Origin of the sequence: Runella rosea (assembly GCF_003325355.1) — a bacterium.
GTDB classification, from domain to species: Bacteria; Bacteroidota; Bacteroidia; order Cytophagales; family Spirosomataceae; genus Runella; species Runella rosea.
Window position 1 is genome coordinate 4,697,028 of the sequence record NZ_CP030850.1, and the last position, 18,206, is coordinate 4,715,233.

General features: G+C 46.7%; 16 protein-coding genes. 12 read left to right on the forward strand and 4 right to left on the reverse strand.

What is annotated here, in order from left to right; translation table 11 throughout:
• The first annotated feature begins 71 nt into the window (after nt 1-71).
• The 5 genes from DR864_RS19505 to DR864_RS19525 all read left to right on the forward strand — a co-directional run bounded on the left by DR864_RS19505 (nt 72) and on the right by DR864_RS19525 (nt 5,503).
• Nucleotides 72-1,148 carry an LptF/LptG family permease gene (locus DR864_RS19505; protein ID WP_114068538.1) on the forward strand — a complete coding sequence of 359 codons (1,077 nt, stop codon included), beginning with the start codon at nt 72-74 and terminating at the stop codon, nt 1,146-1,148.
• Between the two features lie 108 nt (nt 1,149-1,256).
• The gene (locus DR864_RS19510; RefSeq protein ID WP_114068539.1) at nt 1,257-1,472 is read left to right on the forward strand and encodes a hypothetical protein; all 216 of its coding nucleotides are present in this window, start codon (nt 1,257-1,259) and stop codon (nt 1,470-1,472) included.
• Nucleotides 1,462-1,797: a hypothetical protein gene (locus tag DR864_RS19515; protein WP_114068540.1), complete on the forward strand. Its 336-nt coding sequence runs from the start codon at nt 1,462-1,464 to the stop codon at nt 1,795-1,797. Before DR864_RS19510 ends, DR864_RS19515 begins: the two co-directional genes overlap by 11 nt.
• A complete protein-coding gene (locus DR864_RS19520) occupies nt 1,794-4,166 on the forward strand; it encodes a M1 family metallopeptidase (protein WP_114068541.1) in 2,373 nt (790 codons plus the stop codon). Before DR864_RS19515 ends, DR864_RS19520 begins: the two co-directional genes overlap by 4 nt.
• A 263-nt stretch (nt 4,167-4,429) precedes the next feature.
• A complete protein-coding gene (locus tag DR864_RS19525) occupies nt 4,430-5,503 on the forward strand; it encodes a phosphotransferase family protein (protein ID WP_114068542.1) in 1,074 nt (357 codons plus the stop codon).
• Between the two features lie 63 nt (nt 5,504-5,566).
• On the opposite strand, the gene DR864_RS19530 is transcribed toward DR864_RS19525, so the two are convergent.
• Both DR864_RS19530 and DR864_RS19535 read right to left on the reverse strand, forming a co-directional pair.
• Nucleotides 5,567-5,905 carry a hypothetical protein gene (locus tag DR864_RS19530; protein WP_114068543.1) on the reverse strand — a complete coding sequence of 113 codons (339 nt, stop codon included), beginning with the start codon at nt 5,903-5,905 and terminating at the stop codon, nt 5,567-5,569.
• A 72-nt stretch (nt 5,906-5,977) separates the two neighbouring features.
• Nucleotides 5,978-7,309, reverse strand: a complete 1,332-nt coding sequence (locus tag DR864_RS19535) for a TolC family protein (RefSeq protein WP_114068544.1) — start codon at nt 7,307-7,309, stop codon at nt 5,978-5,980.
• A 153-nt stretch (nt 7,310-7,462) separates the two neighbouring features.
• On the opposite strand from DR864_RS19535, the gene DR864_RS19540 reads away from it, so the two are divergent.
• The 7 genes from DR864_RS19540 to DR864_RS19565 all read left to right on the forward strand — a co-directional run bounded on the left by DR864_RS19540 (nt 7,463) and on the right by DR864_RS19565 (nt 14,308).
• On the forward strand, nt 7,463-9,097 hold the full coding sequence (locus tag DR864_RS19540; RefSeq protein ID WP_114068545.1) for an amidohydrolase: 1,635 nt from the start codon (nt 7,463-7,465) through the stop codon (nt 9,095-9,097).
• Between the two features lie 116 nt (nt 9,098-9,213).
• Entirely contained in the window at nt 9,214-9,492 is a 279-nt protein-coding gene (locus DR864_RS19545) for a hypothetical protein (protein WP_162793968.1), read from the forward strand.
• 41 nt (nt 9,493-9,533) lie between these two features.
• Nucleotides 9,534-9,662 carry a hypothetical protein gene (locus DR864_RS30390; protein ID WP_262510909.1) on the forward strand — a complete coding sequence of 43 codons (129 nt, stop codon included), beginning with the start codon at nt 9,534-9,536 and terminating at the stop codon, nt 9,660-9,662.
• A 384-nt stretch (nt 9,663-10,046) separates the two neighbouring features.
• Nucleotides 10,047-11,531 carry an acyl-CoA synthetase gene (locus DR864_RS19550; RefSeq protein WP_114068547.1) on the forward strand — a complete coding sequence of 495 codons (1,485 nt, stop codon included), beginning with the start codon at nt 10,047-10,049 and terminating at the stop codon, nt 11,529-11,531.
• A gap of 106 nt (nt 11,532-11,637) precedes the next feature.
• Nucleotides 11,638-12,006 (forward strand): malonate transporter subunit MadL, encoded by a 369-nt coding sequence (madL, locus tag DR864_RS19555; RefSeq protein WP_114068548.1) that lies wholly within the window; start codon nt 11,638-11,640, stop codon nt 12,004-12,006.
• 2 nt (nt 12,007-12,008) lie between these two features.
• A complete protein-coding gene (gene madM, locus DR864_RS19560) occupies nt 12,009-12,773 on the forward strand; it encodes a malonate transporter subunit MadM (RefSeq protein WP_114068549.1) in 765 nt (254 codons plus the stop codon).
• A gap of 221 nt (nt 12,774-12,994) precedes the next feature.
• The gene (locus DR864_RS19565) at nt 12,995-14,308 is read left to right on the forward strand and encodes a hypothetical protein (protein ID WP_162793970.1); all 1,314 of its coding nucleotides are present in this window, start codon (nt 12,995-12,997) and stop codon (nt 14,306-14,308) included.
• Between the two features lie 110 nt (nt 14,309-14,418).
• Here DR864_RS19565 and DR864_RS19570 read toward each other — a convergent pair whose 3' ends face one another.
• The gene (locus tag DR864_RS19570) at nt 14,419-15,039 is read right to left on the reverse strand and encodes a response regulator transcription factor (protein WP_114068551.1); all 621 of its coding nucleotides are present in this window, start codon (nt 15,037-15,039) and stop codon (nt 14,419-14,421) included.
• 39 nt (nt 15,040-15,078) lie between these two features.
• Nucleotides 15,079-18,186, reverse strand: coding sequence for a ligand-binding sensor domain-containing protein (locus DR864_RS19575; RefSeq protein WP_162793972.1), 3,108 nt, complete (start codon nt 18,184-18,186; stop codon nt 15,079-15,081).
• Between the last annotated feature and the right edge of the window lie 20 nt (nt 18,187-18,206).

Genomic DNA, 18,206 nt, shown 5'->3' on the forward strand with positions numbered 1-18,206 from the left:
AATCAAAGCATAACTTGTGGAGATTTGGGTTGTACTGCAAGACGGACAACATACGACGAAAGACTTATTGCATGAAAATATTAGACCGGTATATTCTCAAGAATTTTTTAATCACTTACGTATTTACGGTACTTGTCACGCTGCTGATTATCTGCGTGATTGACTTCACGGAAAAGGTAGATAATTTCAGAAAAACGAACCCTACGCCGTACGAAATTATCGTAAACTACTACCTCAATTTTATTCCTTATTACGCCAATTACCTGAGTCCGTTGTTGGTTTTTATTTCTACGGTTTTTTTTACGGCGCGTATCGCGGCCCGTACCGAGATCATCGCGATGTTTAGCAGTGGTATCAGCTTTATCAGAATTTTGTTTCCGTATTTTGTAGGTTCGGTCATATTGGCAGCTTTTACTTTCTACATGGTAGGCTGGGTCATTCCGCGCGCCAACAAAATCCGGTTGGCTTTTGAGTACAAATACATCGAAGAACAATTTTATTTCAACCGTCGGAATTTCCACGTAAAAGTCGCGCCCACTACCTACGCCTACCTCGAAAGCTACAACAATACCTCGCAAACGGGTTATAAGTTTACTTTGGAGCGCATCGAAGGCAACCAACTGAAAGAAAAACTTACTTCCGACCGCATCACGTGGGCTCCCAAGAAGAAAAAATGGGAAATTCATGACTATAAAGTGCGGAAATTTGAAGGTCAAAAAGAGTTTTTGACCCAAGGCGTTAAGATAGATACGGCCATTTCGCTGAGTCCCAAAGACTTTGAGAATGATAAAAATCGCTTCGAAGAGCTGACCCTGAGTCAGTTAAATGAGTACATCGACCTACTCAATCTGCGCGGTGCCGATGGCGTTCAGACGTACCTGCTCGAAAAATACACCCGTTTTACACACCCGTTCGCCTTTATTATTCTGACCATCATAGGCGTAGTGGTATCAGCCCGTAAAAGCCGACGCGGCTCGGGGTGGCAGATTGCTTTGGGTTTTATTCTGGCGTTTGTGTATTTGCTCTTTTTCATGCTGGCCAAAGGCATTGCCGAATCGGGCAAAATCCCTGCGGTTGCTGCGGTGTGGTTGCCCAACATCATCTTTGCCGGCATTGGGTTTGTGCTTTATAAAACCTTACCCCGCTAATGGGTTATTTACCCCCGGATTGGGGGATATTTAGGTTGTTGTGTATTGTTTATTGGCAATATTGACAGATAAAAAACCTATTTTTGTAATCATTAATCAATCGACATTATGCGAATAATTATTGATGTGAAACCACAACACCGTAATTTGTTCATTGAAATGGCAAAAGCGGTAAAGGCGAAGGTCGAAATAGTGCCGGAAGAAAAAAAACGAACTAAAGAAGAGTTTTTAGACAATCTTGAAAATTCACTTCGAGAGGCCGAATTGCATTCACAGGGAAAAATAGAGTTGAAAACGGCAAGAGAACTTTTCGATGAGCTTTAAAATTGTGGCGGTTCAAGATTTTGACAAAGAGCTTAAACGCCTTTCTAAAAAATATCAATCATTAAAATATGATTATTTATCATTAATAGAATTGTTAGAAGAAAACCCTCTCCAAGGCACTCCTCTCGGTAAAGATTGTTACAAAATCCGTTTGAATATTACTTCAAAAAGAAAAGGAAAAAGTGGAGGGGCTCGGTTCATTACCTACGTCAAAATCATAGATGAAGTCATTTATCTGTTAAGTATTTATGACAAAAGTGAACAGCCTTCCATTCCCGAAAAAGAAATTATTGCCCGACTAAATTCAATCAACAAATTACAATGAACAAGTTTTTTCTACCTTTTCTGTGCTGTTTTATAGCCACAGTATCCACACTCATGGCGCAGCAGCCTGGTGCTGCCAACTATCACGCCAATTCGCGTTTTGAGCAAATGGGTACACAACTGCCTACTCCCAATACCTATCGTACCGCCTCTGGCGCGCCAGGTAAAGACTATTGGCAGAACCGTGTTGATTACGATATTAAAGTTGAGATAAACGACGAAAAACAACACCTGACGGGTTCGGAAAGTGTGACTTATTTCAACAATTCTCCCGATGAGTTGCGCTATGTGTGGATGCAGCTAGACCAGAACGTATTCACCAAAAACTCAATGGCCAATCTGACCCGTACGAGTTCGGTCAATGAAAGAGGAATGCCGATGAGCAGCACCATGCGCTCAATGATCGACAAAGATTATGGGCATAAGATTACGGCCGTAAAAGACCCTAAAACGGGGCAACCATTGCGCTACACCATCAACGAAACCATGATGCGCATTGAGCTTGTATCGCCTATTAAGACAGGACAATCGGCGAGCTTCCAGATTGATTGGAACTATAATATCACCGATTTTCGCTTTTCGCAAGGCCGCTCAGGGGCCGAATATTTTGCCAAAGACAACAACTTTATCTATGAAATAGCCCAGTGGTTTCCTCGTGCGTGCGTATATGATGATGTAAACGGCTGGCAGAATAAGCAGTTTTTGGGGCAAGGAGAATTTACGTTGGCCTTTGGAAATTATAAAGTAGCCATTACCGTCCCCAACGATCACATCGTAGGAGCTTCGGGAGAATTGCAAAATGCTAATCAGGTACTTTCGGCTGAGCAACTCAAGCGCATGGAACTGGCCCGTAAAACGTTTGACAAGCCAGTGTTGATTGTGAGTCAGGAAGAGGCAACAAAAAACGAAGCCAATAAGCCCACAGGTAAGAAAACTTGGATTTTCAAAGCCGATAACGTACGCGATTTTGCCTTTGCTACTTCGCGCAAATTCATTTGGGATGCGATGAATGTGGAATTGAACGGCAAAAAAATCATGGCGATGTCGTTTTATCCCAAAGAAGCCAACCCGCTTTGGGGCCAATACTCGACCATGTTGGTAGCGCATACGGTCAAAACCTATTCGAAGTTTACGTTTGATTATCCTTATCCCGTAGCGCAATCGGTACACGGTCCCGTGGGTGGTATGGAATACCCCATGATTTCTTTCAACGGTGCGCGCCCAGAAGCGGATGGCACGTATTCAAAAGGGACCAAAGACTTTTTGATTCAGGTAATTATTCACGAAGTAGGTCACAACTGGTTCCCGATGATTGTCAACTCTGATGAGCGCCAATGGTCGTGGATGGACGAAGGGTTGAACTCATTCATGGAATATTTGTCTACGAAAGAATGGGACCGCGATATGGGCGGCGATGTGGCAGAGCCGCAAAACATCGTCGAATACATGCGCACTGACCCAAGCAAGCAAGTGCCCATCATGTCGAGTTCTGACAACATCATGGGTTTTGGCCCCAATGCTTATACCAAACCCGCTACGGGATTGAATATTTTGCGTGAAACCATTATGGGCCGTGAGTTATTTGATTATGCATTTAAAGAATACGCCAATCGCTGGAAATTCAAGCATCCTACCCCGGCAGATTTCTTCCGTACCATGGAAGATGCCTCGGGCGTGGATTTGGATTGGTTCTGGAAAGGCTGGTTTTACGGTACACAGCCCGTTGATCAGGATTTGACCGAGGTGGAATGGTTTGCGTTGGATACCCAAAATCCTGAACTCAATAAGCCTTTAGCTAAAAAGGAAGCCGACGCCAAGCGCAATACAGTAGCGCGTCAGCGGGATAAAGATTATATCAAGGAAAGTGTGGTAGAAAAAAATCCCGATATGAAGGATTTTTATAATACCTACGACCCATATCAGGTGACGGAAAACGACAAGAAAAAATATGAAACCTATTTGGCAAGTCTAACGCCTGACGAGCGTAAGTTGGTCGAATCAGGCTTGAATTTTTATACCATCAAGCTGAAAAATAAAGGTGGTTTGCCGATGCCAGTCATTATCAGAATGCAATACGAAGATGGTACGGATTCGGTAGCACGTTTTCCGGCGGAGATCTGGCGTTTGAATGACCAAGACATTTCGAAGGTAATTACCAGTAAGAAAAAAGTGGTTCAATGGACGCTCGACCCGTATCAGGAAATCGCCGATATTGACACCGAAAATAACAGTTTTCCCCGTCAACCCGCACAACCGACGCGATTCCAGTTATTTAAATCACAGGGAATTCAGCGGGCACCCAACCCAATGCGAGAAGCGCAACAAAATCAGCCGCCCAAAACTGGTCAACAGGGCGGTGCCAAAAATTAATAAATGTAGGGGCGGGGTTTACCTCCGCCCTTTTTTTTGTGTAAATAAGGGTAATAGTTAGCCATTTTTTGAAAAATACGATGGTAATTTCGGGGCCCTTGAGCAGATGCAAGGCCTGGGCAGATGCAAGGCCTGGGCAGACGCAAGGCCTGGGCAGACGCAAGGCCTGGGCAGACGCAAGGCCTGCCCCTACGGGTTTTTGTCATAAATTCCTCTAATTTTGTTTTGGAATTGATTCATGAAAATTACCTAAACCCGACCTGATGTCTACCCCCAAAACCGATATACCCGTAGCAGTGCGAGAAGGTGAGCAATTGGATGTTGCCAAACTGAACGCGTATTTTGCTGAGCAAGTGCCTGATTTTGGTGTGATTACAGATGTTAACCAATTTCCGGGCGGTTATTCCAATTTAACGTATTTTTTAAAAACCTCTAAGGGAAAAGAATACGTTTTGCGTCGGCCGCCGTTTGGTGCCAAACACATAAAAGGAGCGCACGATATGGGGCGAGAGTTTCGGGTGTTGTCCTTGCTGAAAGCGGCAGAATACGCTAAAATTCCTGAGCCCATTGCGTATTGTGAAGATGAAAGTGTACTGGATTGTCCCTTTTATGTAATGGAGCGTGTGCAGGGAGTGATTTTGCGCGCCCATTCCGCGCCCAAAATGAGCATTGATGCCGATATATTCCGACGGCTCTCGGCGGCTTTGGTGGACAATATGGTGGCGTTACATTCTATCGATATTCAGGCCACGGGATTGATTAATCTTGGCAAACCCGAAGGCTACGTACAGCGTCAAGTGGAAGGCTGGTACAAACGCTACCAACACGCCCAAACCGACGAAGTGCCGATTTTTGAGCAGGTATATCAATGGCTAGTGCAAAACCTCCCCGTCGAAAATTCGCCCGCGCTTATCCACAACGATTACAAATACGACAACGTTGTGCTTAATGCCAACGATTTGACCGATATTTTGGCCGTGCTGGATTGGGAAATGACCACCGTCGGCGACCCGCTGATGGACGTAGGAACATCGCTTTCGTATTGGTCAGAGGCCACGGATGGAGCGTTTGAAAAAAGCTTTAATCTGACGTGGCTTCCGGGCAACTTTACGCGCCAAGAGTTTGCAGACCGCTATGCCCAACAAAGCGGTCGTGATGTTTCCAATATTCTGTATTACTACGTTTTTGGGTTGTTTAAAAACACGGTGGTGATTCAGCAGATTTATGCGCGCTGGAAGCAGGGTTTTAGCAAAGATGAACGCTTTGCGGGGCTAATTATGGGGGTGCACTCATTGAGCAATACGGCTGCGAAGGCCATTGAGCGTGGCCGTATTTGACCGTTAGCGGCCAGAAGTCTCAGAATAATGCTCGCTCCGTCTCGCGAGCGACTGCTTAAAAATCTAAAAGGCTCGCTTGAGAAAACCGCCTAAATAACTGCCCGCAAAAATGGGTAAGAACTGCAAAAAAGCCGTGAACTGCGTAGCATCAGCGTCAAAAGGCGGAATCAGCTGGAAGTTATTGATGAGAAAATAAAAGCCTATGACGAGTATCACCTGCTCAATGGCGAGAATCCAGCCTTTGCGCGGTTGAAGTACGCCCAAACTTAGGCCAGACATTACCCCAACTAAAAAAGGGAGGTGAATCGTTGGGCCATAGAAACAGCTCAAGGCCAAAATAGCGCTGGTAAAGACGGTAATGAGGGCGTCGCGCGTGAGGGTTTTGTTCCAAAATGACTCCATAAAACAACCTTTATTAAAGACGAACCGTTTTTAACAAAGGTAAGCCATAGCCCTCAATGGTCGTTTGGTTTTTTATTTAACGTCATTTATAATCGAACTACTCAGGCGAAGCAATTCAATCTCTGTTACTTTAACGTTGTATGCCGCTTCAATCAGGCGTGATTCGGTGGCCACGGCGTTGCGTTGTGCTTCTCGAAATTCGATGGCCGTTGAGTTTCCGAACTTATAACGCTCAAACGCCAAATCTACGTTTTGGCGGGCAATTTTAAGGTTTTGTTCTTCAAAACTAAAAAGAGCAATGCTGTTTCGGTAGGTATTATAGGTCCGTTCAAGGGCCGAAAGCAATTGCACCGTTAGATCAGATTCCTGGTATTCCGCAATCATTGTTCCGATTTTGGCGTTAGCTTCCCGCCGCCGCTGATTATAGCCGTCATAAATCGGAATAACGAGGCGAGCGCCGTAGTTGAGAGAGCCATTTCGGCTGGTTTTTACGCCAAAGCCTACCTCATTGTTGAGGGTATTGTAGGTATAACTCCCGAGCAAATCCACTTGTGGTAAGCGGGCTGCTTTTATTTCACGCTCCGTTACCGATGCAATTTTACGGTTTTGGTTGGCGGCCAGTAAATTCGGGTTTTGGCTTTTTAAACTTTGCTGCAACTGCGCCAATTCCAAATCTTTCCGAAAGGTAATGGTATCAGGAATCGTAAAATCAATGTTTAATTCCCGCATCAATAGTGCGTTCAGGGTTACTTTGGTATTTTGTAAAAATTGCTCTTGCGCTACCAAAGCGGCTTGGTCGCCGTTGTAGTCTACCTGCGCGGCCAAATACTCCGACTTCGAAGTGGCTCCCACTTCGTAATTGGCTTTGGCCAATTCGCGGCGAGTACTCGAAATATCCAAAGCATCTTTGAGCGATTCGAGGCGCTGTTTTTGGCGAATGATGTCATAATAAGCCGCTGCTACCTGCGCTACGGTATTTTCAATGTTGATTTTAACGGTAGTTTTGCCAAATTGCTCAATTTCACGCAGTCGTTCGGCGGTGGCAAACATGCCCATTCCGTCAAAAACCGTCCACACCAAGTTGATACCCGAGTTGGAGTTTCGGTTCTGTACACCTCTTTGTACGAGGGGCTCGCGGGTGGTGGTTCCTAGCGGAAAAAACGTTTGGTTAACGCTGTTGTTATTGAAGTTAGCCTGCGTTGAACCCGTCACGACGGGCAGCATACCAGCGTTGCCGCGCGTGTTGTCGTTGTGGGCAATGGCTTCGCGGCTGCGGGCTATTTTAATGGCGTAGTTTTTTTCCAACGCCACAGCAATGGCGTTTTCAAGGGTCAAAAGTTCTTGAGAAAAGGAAGCAAAAGTTGGTACAAAAAGAATAAACAGCAGTAGCAAAAATCGTGTCATACAAGCAAAAACGAAACAGGTTAGCTTTATTTTGTCATGTCGTTTAGCATCTATTAACAGGAATCTAGGCCCTCAAAGGGCGACAAAACGCGTTTGACGTTTCAAAAATAACTTTTTATAACGTAGCTTTAAGCATCAATTAAACCCGACACGATGAAAAACTACTTTTACGCGCTATTCGCCGCCTTTTTAGCGTCATGCTCAAGCCAAGATAAAGCAGACCTAATTGTCTATAATGCGGCCGTTTACACCGTTGATTCCACCTTCAGCAAAGCCTCCGCGTTTGCCATTAAAGACGGGAAATTTGTGCTTGTTGGTGATTCTGCTTCGGTGTTTGGCGCGTACAAATCCGACTCCTTGGTCAATGCCGAAGGCAAGGCCGTTTATCCAGGATTGTACGATGCCCATGCGCATTTTTATGGCTTGGGGCAGATGCTTGATCAAGCTGACTTGGTAGATACAAAATCACCAGATGAAATCATCGAACGCCTGAAAAAATACCAATCCGAACATCCCGAGGCCGTTTGGATTATAGGTCGAGGTTGGGACCAAAATGACTGGCCCGTCAAAGAATTTCCGACAAAAGAAATTTTGGATAAAGCCTTTCCTGACCAACCGGTCTATCTCGCACGTATTGATGGCCATGCTGGTTGGATTAACTCCAAAGCGCTGCAGTTGGCCAAAATTACGGCTGATACCAAAGTGGAGGGCGGTTTGGTCGTTCTCAAAAATGGACAACCAACAGGCGTGCTGATAGATCGCGCCCAGCAATTGGTAAAAACCCTTAATCCCACTCCAACGAAGCAAGAAATCACTTCAAGACTGCTCAAAGCTCAGCAAGTGTGCTTCCAATATGGTCTTACCAACGTGGGTGATGCGGGTGTGGAAACTGATTTGATTGACCACATAGACAGTTTGCAAAAAGCAGGTACGCTCAAAATCCGTTTGTACCCGATGGTGAGGGTGGGCCAGGAAAATATTGAGAAAATGCTCAAAAAAGGCGTGTACGTCACCGACCGCCTCAATGTGCGCTCGTTCAAAATCTACGCCGACGGAGCGTTGGGCTCGCGCGGGGCGTGCTTGCTCAAGCCATACAGCGATGCGCCCGAAACGACAGGCTTTTTGCTTTACAGCCCTGCTGAACTTGAAAAATGGATTGAACAATTGGCCAATAGCGAGTTTCAGGCCAATACGCACTGCATCGGAGACTCGGCCAACCGCCTCATGCTCAATTTGTATGCCAAGTATTTGAAAGGCAAAAATAACCGCCGCTGGCGTATTGAGCACGCCCAAATTGTGGACGCCGCCGATGTGCCTACTTTTGGAAAGTTTAACATTTTGCCTTCTGTTCAACCCACCCACGCTACTTCTGATATGTATTGGGCGGTTGAGCGTTTGGGCAAAGAGCGCGAAAAAAATGGCTACGCGTTTCAGGCGTTGCTTCAACAAAACGGTAAGGTGACGTTTGGAACCGATTTTCCAGTGGAGGCCGTTTCGCCGTTTTATACGTTTCATTCGGCCGTGTACCGGCAAGACGCCAAAGGTTTTCCCGAGGGTGGCTACCAAATGGAAGGCGCGCTCAGTCGGGAAGAAACCCTGCGCGGCATGACGATCTGGGCCGCTTACGGCAACTTTGAAGAAGGCCGTTTGGGCAGCATCGAACCTGGCAAAGCCGCTGACTTTGTTATCTTGGAAAAAGACTTGCTGACGGCTCCCGCCAATGAACTCCGTGACGTAAAAGTTCTAAAAACCTACGTAGCGGGCGAGAAAGTGTTTGAGCGGAAGTAAAAAAGTATGCTTTTTACCGTTTGATAACTTTTTTGATAAATGATTGTAAAGTAAAGATAAATCACAGATGTTTGGGCGTAAGAGTATTCCACAACCAACACGTATTCCAAACTTCTGTGATGCTTCCTGACCATCAGTTTGTATTGGTACAGCGGGCCGACGATTTGATCACCGCCCAATCTACGGGTAGGCCCCGCCAAATGGCCCAACGCCTTGGCCTCTCCGAAAGAGCATGGTACTACCTGCTCGACCGGCTCCGTAACGACTACGGCCTGCCGATTCTCTACGACCGCTTTAGATGCAGTTATTACTACACCGACGACGCATCTCATTGGCAAGATTTCGTGCAAAAATTCTTCAATTACCCTCTCTATAACAACAATAGGGGAAAGTAATTTATTGATTATCAATTGTTTGTATTGTAAAAGCTAAAGCTATGAAAAAAGACGAAAAAAAAATGACTCACTGCAAGCCGTTTGCAGTGGCAACTCCTAACATTGTGACGTTGATCAACGACGGCCACCGCCCAAACGCCCGCAAGAAACAAAGTTTAGAACATGTTTAGAATTATATTTTACTACTCTTACAAAAGATTGATGATAATTTGGTAATTAACCCATAAAATACACTTTGCAGGTTGTTCTTTCATAGTCTTCAGAATGTCTTCGAAAGAACGGGGGCATCCGTGCGAGTTACTCATCCAAATGTGCGTTCATTTATCCATCGCCACTTAACAGGGAGAAAGCCTCGTTGAGAAGGTGGGCGGGAGTCAAACTCAACCCTCAGGCCAATAATACTTGGATTCTACCTACCCTAAAAATATTTTTTATAGGCATCATCTACAAGTATCTTTTTGTAACAATTTGATAATAAATTGTCGATATCCACAAATGCATTTTTGGCAGAATGCTCGTTTTCGAATAGCTTTGAGCCTTTCCTTTTTTAACCTATGCTACAGTTAATCAAAAATGCCTCCCAAACCCAAGGCAATCAAGCTATTGTCGCCGACAATCAAACCTACACCTACCAACATTTACTAGAAGCTTCGCATGGATTTGCGTCAATATTACTTGAACAAACAACCGATTTGGCCGAAGCTCGGGTCGCATTCATGGTCTCCCCTGGCTTTGATTATGTGCGGGTACAGTGGGGCATTTGGCGCGCTGGTGGCGTGGCGGTTCCGTTGTGTATTACGTACCCATTGCCCTCATTGGAGTATGTTATCGACGATACCGACGCGCAAATCATCGTGGCGGGGGCCGAATACGCCGAGGTTTTAGCGCCGTTGGTTACCCAAAAAGGCCTTCGTTTCATTGTCTTAACGGATGTTAAAGACGCTGCTTTGTCTCCCAAAAAATTGCCTAATATTTCGCCCAGCCGCCGGGCGATGATTCTCTATACCAGCGGAACCACTAACTTGCCCAAAGGCGTGGTCACGACGCATCGCACCATTGAAGCGCAGGTATCAACCTTGGTAAAAGCCTGGGAATGGTCTGCCAACGATCATATTCTGTGCGTGTTGCCGTTGCACCACGTTCATGGCATCATTAACGTCATTTCGTGTGCGCTGTGGTCGGGCGCAACGGTAGAATTCTTGCCGTCATTCTCGGCAGAAGCGGTCTTTGGGACATTTTTGCAAGAAAGAATCAATGTATTCATGGCCGTCCCGACCATTTATTTCAAACTCATTGCCTACTGGGAAAGTTTACCAAAGGATCAACAACAAATAATTTCAGACAACCTTTCTGGCTTTCGATTGATGGTTTCTGGCTCGGCGGCATTGCCTGTATCGGTTATGGAAAAATGGAAAACCATCAGCGGACACACGCTTTTGGAACGCTACGGCATGACCGAAATCGGCATGGGTATCAGCAATCCGTACCACGGTGAGCGCAAAGCGGGCTACATCGGCAAACCTCTGCCGGGCGTTCGGGTTCGGTTGGTCGATGAGCTTAATCAGGTCGTCAAAGCAGGGCAACCTGGAGAAATTCAGGTGAAGGGTAAAAACGTATTTTTGGAATACTGGCAACGCCCGGAAGCCACCCAAAAGACTTTCACGGAAGATGGTTGGTTCAAAACAGGCGACGTGGCCGTGGTCGAAAAAGGCTATTACCGCATCTTGGGCCGTGATTCTATCGACATCATCAAGTCGGGCGGTTACAAAATCTCCGCGCTCGAAATCGAAGAAGTATTGCGCACACATCCCGCCATCAGCGATTGCAGTGTGGTGGGTATTCCTAACGAAGAATGGGGAGAATTGGTCGTTGCGGCTTTGATGGTCAAAGACCCCGAAATCGACCTAAAATCACTCAACCAATGGCTTCGCGAGCGTATGCCCGCCTACAAAGTACCTCGCCACTACAAAATCATCGAAGAACTCCCCCGTAATGCTATGGGCAAAGTCACCAAAAACGACATCAAGAAGTTATTTTGATTTTTCAACGTCGGCAGGGTTTGGTCGTCACAGTATCAAACCCAGCCGACGTTCTCCGTGACAACCAACTCTACCGACATAATTCTAAACCTTTAACTTCCAAAAAATGATCATTTACGGCGTAGCCATTTTGGCTTTCTGCTACATCATCGGCCAGCTCATCGGTGAATTTTTAGGTAAACTCATTGGCGTCGACGCCAACGTTGGCGGAGTAGGTTTTGCCATGTTACTGTTGATTTTTCTGAGCGATTGGCTTCATAAAAAAAGCTACTTTGACAAATCCACCGAAAATGGCATTCTGTTTTGGAATCAAATGTACATTCCGATTGTGGTGGCAATGTCGGCCATCCAAAACGTAAAAGTGGCGGTTTCGAGTGGTTTTATTGCCATTTTGGCGGGAATTGTCCCCGTTGTGATTTGTCTGCTCACCATTCCGCTTCTAGCCAAACTTTCTAAAAATACCAAGCCCGACTAAGCATGGAAATCATCGTCAAATTCCTCGAAAAAAACGGGCTAATCTTTGCCTTCTTGGTCGTAGGGCTTATCATTTATCTGTCGGGCATTATTTCCGACAAACTTACCCGCCGTAAAATCCCCGCTTCGGCCATCGCCATCCTTGCCGGTCTGGTCATTGCCTACTTCGGTGGCGTATATTCGGGTGGGGAAAAAGGCATTGCCGATATTAAGATTTTTTCGGGCTTCGGCACGCTGGGCGGCTCTATGCTTCGCGACTTCGCCATTGTTTCTACCGCCATGGGCGCGAGTTTTTTAGTACTAAAGCGTACAGGCTGGGTGGGTGCTTTATCGCTGTTTTTAGGCATTGTACTTTCTTTTTTGGGTGGTGTAGGAGTAGCATTGCTCTGGGGTTACCGCGACGCCGTTAGCCTGACCACCATCGGTGCGGGGGCGTGTACGTACATCGTCGGGCCAGTAACGGGCGCGGCCATCGGTGCCTCGTCCGACGTCATTGCCTTGAGCATTGCAGCGGGTGTGGTCAAAGCCATCACCGTAACCATCGGTACGCCCTTTGTGGCCAAATTCATCGGCCTCGACAACCCCCACACCGCCCTCATCTACGGTGGATTGATGGGAACCACCAGCGGCGTAACGGCAGGACTAGCCGCCACCGACCCCAAACTCGTTCCCTACGGAGCCCTCACCGCCACGTTTTATACGGGCTTGGGTTGTCTTGCTTGTCCTTCGATTCTATACCTTCTGGTGCGGCTGACGTTTGGGGGCTGATGCGCTTATTTTCTACAAAGGTTACGCTTCTACGAAGTTTCTTTATGTTAGGAGGCTTTTGTGTAAGCTCTTCACCTCCTTTTTTTCTCAATTAAATCGTCTATAGACGCAATTCAATCATTTCTGGCTATTAAAAATGGGCGCGTTAGGGCAATTTTGGGGCAACGAGCGCTCTGAAACGCTCGTTGATAAACTCGATTCGTTAAACTATACAGCCAAAAATGAAACATTTTCTTCCTCGATTGACCATGGGCATTTGGCTCGTGGGTCAAATTGCCTGCCAAACCCCTGGCAGTCTTGTTAATGTTGAGCCAATAGGCAACCTCCCCGCCGAAATCACCGAAAAGGGGAAGCCCATCGGTGCGCCCGTTGTCAAATCCATCGGCCCCGAAGGTGGTACGCTGACTTCCCCCGACGGGAGCCTACAATTGACTTTTCCAGCGGGTGCGCTCAGTGCCGCTACCCCCCTTCGACTACAAATGGTAGAAAACAAAGCCGCTGGCGGTATCGGGCCTGCATTTGAAGTAACGCCCAAGGAGACAAAACTCAACAAACCCGTTTCACTCGCTTGGAAATTTGGCAAGGACGGCCTAAACGGCACCGCTACCAATGTGGTGGGTTTGGCCAGACAGCGCGAAGACGGTGCTTGGCTTGGCAAGTCTAACCTCAAAGCAGACGTCGCCACTCAAACACTTACCGTACCGACATTTGACCTTAAATATCCATTGGCTTTTTATCAGAATTTTTATCTAAAATACGATGCCAGTGTGTTGGTTCCTAACCAACAAATAATGCTTACGGTTGCCTATCAACCCAACCACAGTGACAAGGAAGAGTCGGAGTCGAGAGAAACATTGTTGGCTTCGCTTAAGCCGTGGGAACCTGTTGACCATACCAACCTCAGAAACTGGCGTCTCAACGGTGAGCCCGCACTGTCGGCCAACAAAGCGAATGGTTCGTTAAATGTGCATAATAAAGGAGAAAAAGCACTCTATATCGCTCCCAGCAAAGTACCCGCCAACAACCCAATGGCCATCAGTGTTGACTTAAAAACGGGCGGACGTAGTCAAATCATTTTGGTTGCCAACGTGACCGTTGTAGCGGCCAATCGAATGACCATCAACGGGAAAATCTATGAAAACCCTAAAGTATCGGTCAATAACGACGAAAGCGGTAGTCGTATTTATATCAGTATGCAAGAAGTCATGCCCCCAGATGCGAGTTATCCAGCAGGTCTCAGCGTTTCCATCAAAAATTTCAAAGGAAAAGGCACCTACACGATTGAGTCTGACGAGAACTGCCGCATGGACGGCAAAGAAAGCGGAAAAACTGGAAAGCTATTTGATTCTCAATATGTTGACCCCATTAGTTTCGACATGGTTTACTCAAAAGGCTCCATTACCATCACGGAATACAACGGCAAACTTGGCACCATTGCGGGCACGTTTAGCGCTACCCTTTACCATGAACCTGGTCGTTATAAACCCGTTCAAGCAGGGGCTTTCGGGGGAGAGTTTCGCACCATTGAAAATTAAGGATTGGCGTAAAAATCGTTAGTTTTTACCCCGACATTCTTACCAATAACTTTATTTAAGATACCTTATCGGTCTGACGGTTTGGAACCGTCGGACGGGTAAGGTATCGCTCAAATCAACCGCTCCTTCCTTGCCTTCTCAATGGCTTCTGCTTTGGAGTGGACTTCGAGCTTCCAGTAGATGTTTTTGATGTGGGTCCGGATGGTTTCTTTATCCACAAACAATTCGTCGGCAATGGTTGTGTAACTTTTTCCTTGTGCAATGCGCTCCAACACCTCCGTTTCGCGGGCGGTAAGGGGAGAATGATGATTTTTCTGGAACGACGCCACCACCATGCGGGCAATGTTGGTACTCATGGGCGCGCCACCTTGTCGTATCTCACGAATGGCCTCAATGAGACGGCTGGGCGGCATGTTTTTGGTGAGGTATCCGCCCGCACCAGCACACAACGCCTTGAACACCAAATCATCGTTTTCATACACCGTCACCACAATGAGTTGGGTCTGAGGGCGCAGTTTTTTGGTGCGCTCAATGCCTTCTACACCGCCCATGCGCGGGAGTTCGAGGTCCATGAGTACCACGTCGGGGCGGTCGATGGCGAGGTTGCGGAGGTAATCTTCACAGTTGGAATATGAGCTAACGACCAAAAAATCTTCGGTATTGTTCAGCAAATCAGTAAATGCTTCGCGGATGAGGTGGTCGTCTTCGACGAGGGAGAGGCGGATGGGCATTTTTGGAATAATTTAGTAAGGGCTAACGCGCCAGTTATATCAATTTTTGGGGCTAAGTTTTGCTATAGCTCCCACTTTTTTTCGAAATTCTACGCAAGTTCCTTTGCCTGCTAGTGTTCGGATGAGGGCGCTGCCACCTATTTTTTCGGCGCGGGTCTGGATGTTGGTCAGTCCGTTACCCTGACGGGTTTGATCAGCGTAAAAGCCCTTGCCGTTGTCCTGCCATTGAATCTTCATTTCGTCGTTTTCAACACCAAAAGTAAACGAAACCTCCGTGGCTTGGGCATGTTTGAGGGTGTTGCTGATGGCTTCTTTGAAGAGTAACACTAAGTGCCTGCTTTCACCCATGTAAAGCGTCACTGCGCGGAGGTCATCGTTGAGGCCATTAACCGAAAACCGAATTCCCGTTTTATCAAACGCATCGTCGCCAAAATCTTTGAGGCGTATGGCAATCTCGTAGAAATTATCGTGTTCGGGATTAATGGCCCAAATAAAATCTTTCGTTCCCTGATACATGCGGTTGGAATTATCGCCGATTTTGGTGAGCAACGTCCCGATTTCGCCCTTGGCCTGACCATTGAGACGGGTTTTAATCATTTCTGTTAACAACGAAATCCGCGTCAACGTATTACCGAATTCATCGTGCAAGTCTTGGGCCGCGAGTTTACGTACACGCTCGTTCTCTTCTAACTTAACCCGCTCCAAATCAAATAGATGCTTAACTTTAGCCCGTACTCGATAATCGTAAAAAAGCTTGGATACGGTCACCAAAATCAACAATGCCAACCCGTAAAACCACCACGTTTGCCAAAAAGGAGGTTGGATGTACAGCGGAATGCTCAGGATTTCTTTTTCATTCCACAGCCCTTCGTTGTTGGCAGCTTTGACGCGCAACGTGTACTGGCCAGGGCTTAAGTTAGTAAATGTCAAATAGCGACGTGTACCCGCCGTGACCCATTTTTTGTCAAACCCTTCCAGCTGGTACGCAAATTGATTCTGGGTGGGGTTGGTATAATCTAACGCGGCCAATTCAAACGAAAAAAAATTCTCGTTGTATTTTAGGGTAATGGGCTCTTTCAACGCCAGCAGACTGTCAATGTCCCATTCTTTTTCAAACTTTTTGAAGGAAGTAACCGCCACTTTGGGCAAGTGCCGATTGGGCACTAATTCAGTAGGACGACAACTTAACAACATGCCGTTGCCTCCGAAAAATAATTCTCCATCGGCACTTTGGTGAAATCCCCCCGAATTAAATTCTCCACCGCCGAGTCCATCTTGGGCGGTATAATTGCGAAAAGTGCGTTTGTCGGGGTCAAAGCAAACCAAGCCGCCGTTGGTTGTTAGCCATATCTTTCCTTTGGAGTCGCTAAGCGCCCCGTACACGAAAGCATTAGAAAGACCTTCTTTTTCGGTAAAATGCTCAAACGTAACTTTTCCTTTTTCTTCAATCACTCGACTGAGTCCTTTGGTGGTACATACCCAAACGCGCTGTTTGGCATCGACATGAACGTCCAATACAATATTGTTTATCAATGATTTAGGATCGCGAGGATTATTTTGAAAGAATTGAGCAATTCCTCCGTTGGCGGGCCATTGCACCAATCCGTTTCGCATCCCAATCCAGAGCGTGCCTTTGGCATCCTTCTGAATAGCTCCGACGCTACGCAGTTCAATTTTAGTATTTTTAGCAGCAGGTAATTCCCGAATGATTTCGGGCGAACCAGTAGGAGTGAGTTTGGCCAGATAGGACTGAGTACCTACCCACATTTTCTCCTGTTTGTCTTGGTAAATCCGCAAAACCCAAGGTTTTTTATTGTCGAATGCGGGCAGAACAAACGGGGCAAAACGATCACGAGAGCGGTCATACCGAAGCAATCCCGCATTGCCACCTACCCACAGCGTACCTTTGGCATCTTCAGTGATAGTTTCGACCAAGGCATCATTGGGTAATGCATATTTTTTGATGTCCTGAGACTGACGGTCAATTCGGTACAGCTTGGAAAACGTTGCTGCCCACAAAAACCCTTGCCGATCGGTACCAATGCCGAAGTAACTTTTTCCAGCGGCATTTTCTTTACTAAATAGCCGTTCCCAATGTTGAAATGTATTTTTTGAACGTGAATACAACTGAACTCCCGCCTCGCGTGTACCTACCCAAACCACATCTTCGGATGCTTCTCGCCCTTCGTAAATGCAGGTGATATGGCTGCTTTTGAGGCCATTTTTTGCCAATAAATCTTCCTGAAAACTCCCTAAACGCACTAGTTGCCGCGTGATTTCGTCAAAACGATAACGAAAAACACCGTTTCCCTGCGTTCCTATCCAAATCACACCGAGGCGATCGGTCCAAACAGTCGAAAGTTGAACTTTAGCGGGCAACCCATCCGTTAGGTCTTCCCATGCACCCGTTTGAGGATTGGCCAACCCAAACTGTCCTTGCGCACTCACCCACAAGCCTTTAGCACGCGCACTCCAGACGTGCGTAGGAGGTTGGTCAGTGTCAAAAAGTGGCAAGGAGCGGTTGCGACTATTTTCAAAGCGTATGTTATTGCCAATCAATAGTTTGTTAAGACCTTTGGCCGTTCCTATCCATAAATTTCCTTCGGCGTCAAGGGTCATACTCCCCACAAAATCGTTCGAAAGAGAATAAGCATCGTCTGTCGAATGACGGTACAGAAAATGCTGAAATTCATCTCCTTTCGGCCGCAGGCACCATAAACCTGACGACGTTCCGACCCAAATCGCGTGGTTTTTGTCTTCCACAATGCTCGTGACCATGCCTTGGATTTGTGGAAAATGTTGAAAGCTATTCTGGCGAAACAACCGACGATTCAGCCCTTTGGTAGTGCCCACCCAGAGATGATGCCGCGCATCTTCGTATAAAAACGTAATGTCATCGTGCGAGAGCGTAGTGGAGTCAAACGGGTTGTGGCGGTATTTTTTGATAGCCTGTCCGTCATAACAATTGAGGCCGTCTTGCGTGCCCATCCACATCAACCCTCGGTGGTCCTGCACGATGCTACGCACTTCGTTTTGGCTCAGGCCTTCGTTGAGGGCAAGGTGGTCCCAATAGTCGGACGGAATCACGTTGTTGGCCCAAACGACATTTGAGATGCAGATAGAAAGCAGTAACAGGTATTTTTTCATTGTTAACCTCACCGCTTCCC

What these genes read in the sequence shown, in the direction of transcription:
- DR864_RS19550 (WP_114068547.1), top strand. Translation starts at nt 10,047, where the DNA reads ATGCTACAGTTAATCAAAAATGCCTCCCAAACCCAAGGCAATCAAGCT.
- DR864_RS19565 (WP_162793970.1), top strand. Translation starts at nt 12,995, where the DNA reads ATGAAACATTTTCTTCCTCGATTGACCATGGGCATTTGGCTCGTGGGT.
- DR864_RS19520 (WP_114068541.1), top strand. Translation starts at nt 1,794, where the DNA reads ATGAACAAGTTTTTTCTACCTTTTCTGTGCTGTTTTATAGCCACAGTA.
- DR864_RS30390 (WP_262510909.1), top strand. Translation starts at nt 9,534, where the DNA reads ATGAAAAAAGACGAAAAAAAAATGACTCACTGCAAGCCGTTTGCAGTG.
- DR864_RS19510 (WP_114068539.1), top strand. Translation starts at nt 1,257, where the DNA reads ATGCGAATAATTATTGATGTGAAACCACAACACCGTAATTTGTTCATT.
- DR864_RS19515 (WP_114068540.1), top strand. Translation starts at nt 1,462, where the DNA reads ATGAGCTTTAAAATTGTGGCGGTTCAAGATTTTGACAAAGAGCTTAAA.
- DR864_RS19505 (WP_114068538.1), top strand. Translation starts at nt 72, where the DNA reads ATGAAAATATTAGACCGGTATATTCTCAAGAATTTTTTAATCACTTAC.
- DR864_RS19525 (WP_114068542.1), top strand. Translation starts at nt 4,430, where the DNA reads ATGTCTACCCCCAAAACCGATATACCCGTAGCAGTGCGAGAAGGTGAG.
- madM (WP_114068549.1), top strand. Translation starts at nt 12,009, where the DNA reads ATGGAAATCATCGTCAAATTCCTCGAAAAAAACGGGCTAATCTTTGCC.
- DR864_RS19535 (WP_114068544.1), bottom strand. Translation starts at nt 7,309, where the DNA reads ATGACACGATTTTTGCTACTGCTGTTTATTCTTTTTGTACCAACTTTT.
- DR864_RS19540 (WP_114068545.1), top strand. Translation starts at nt 7,463, where the DNA reads ATGAAAAACTACTTTTACGCGCTATTCGCCGCCTTTTTAGCGTCATGC.
- DR864_RS19530 (WP_114068543.1), bottom strand. Translation starts at nt 5,905, where the DNA reads ATGGAGTCATTTTGGAACAAAACCCTCACGCGCGACGCCCTCATTACC.
- DR864_RS19570 (WP_114068551.1), bottom strand. Translation starts at nt 15,039, where the DNA reads ATGCCCATCCGCCTCTCCCTCGTCGAAGACGACCACCTCATCCGCGAA.
- madL (WP_114068548.1), top strand. Translation starts at nt 11,638, where the DNA reads ATGATCATTTACGGCGTAGCCATTTTGGCTTTCTGCTACATCATCGGC.
- DR864_RS19575 (WP_162793972.1), bottom strand. Translation starts at nt 18,186, where the DNA reads ATGAAAAAATACCTGTTACTGCTTTCTATCTGCATCTCAAATGTCGTT.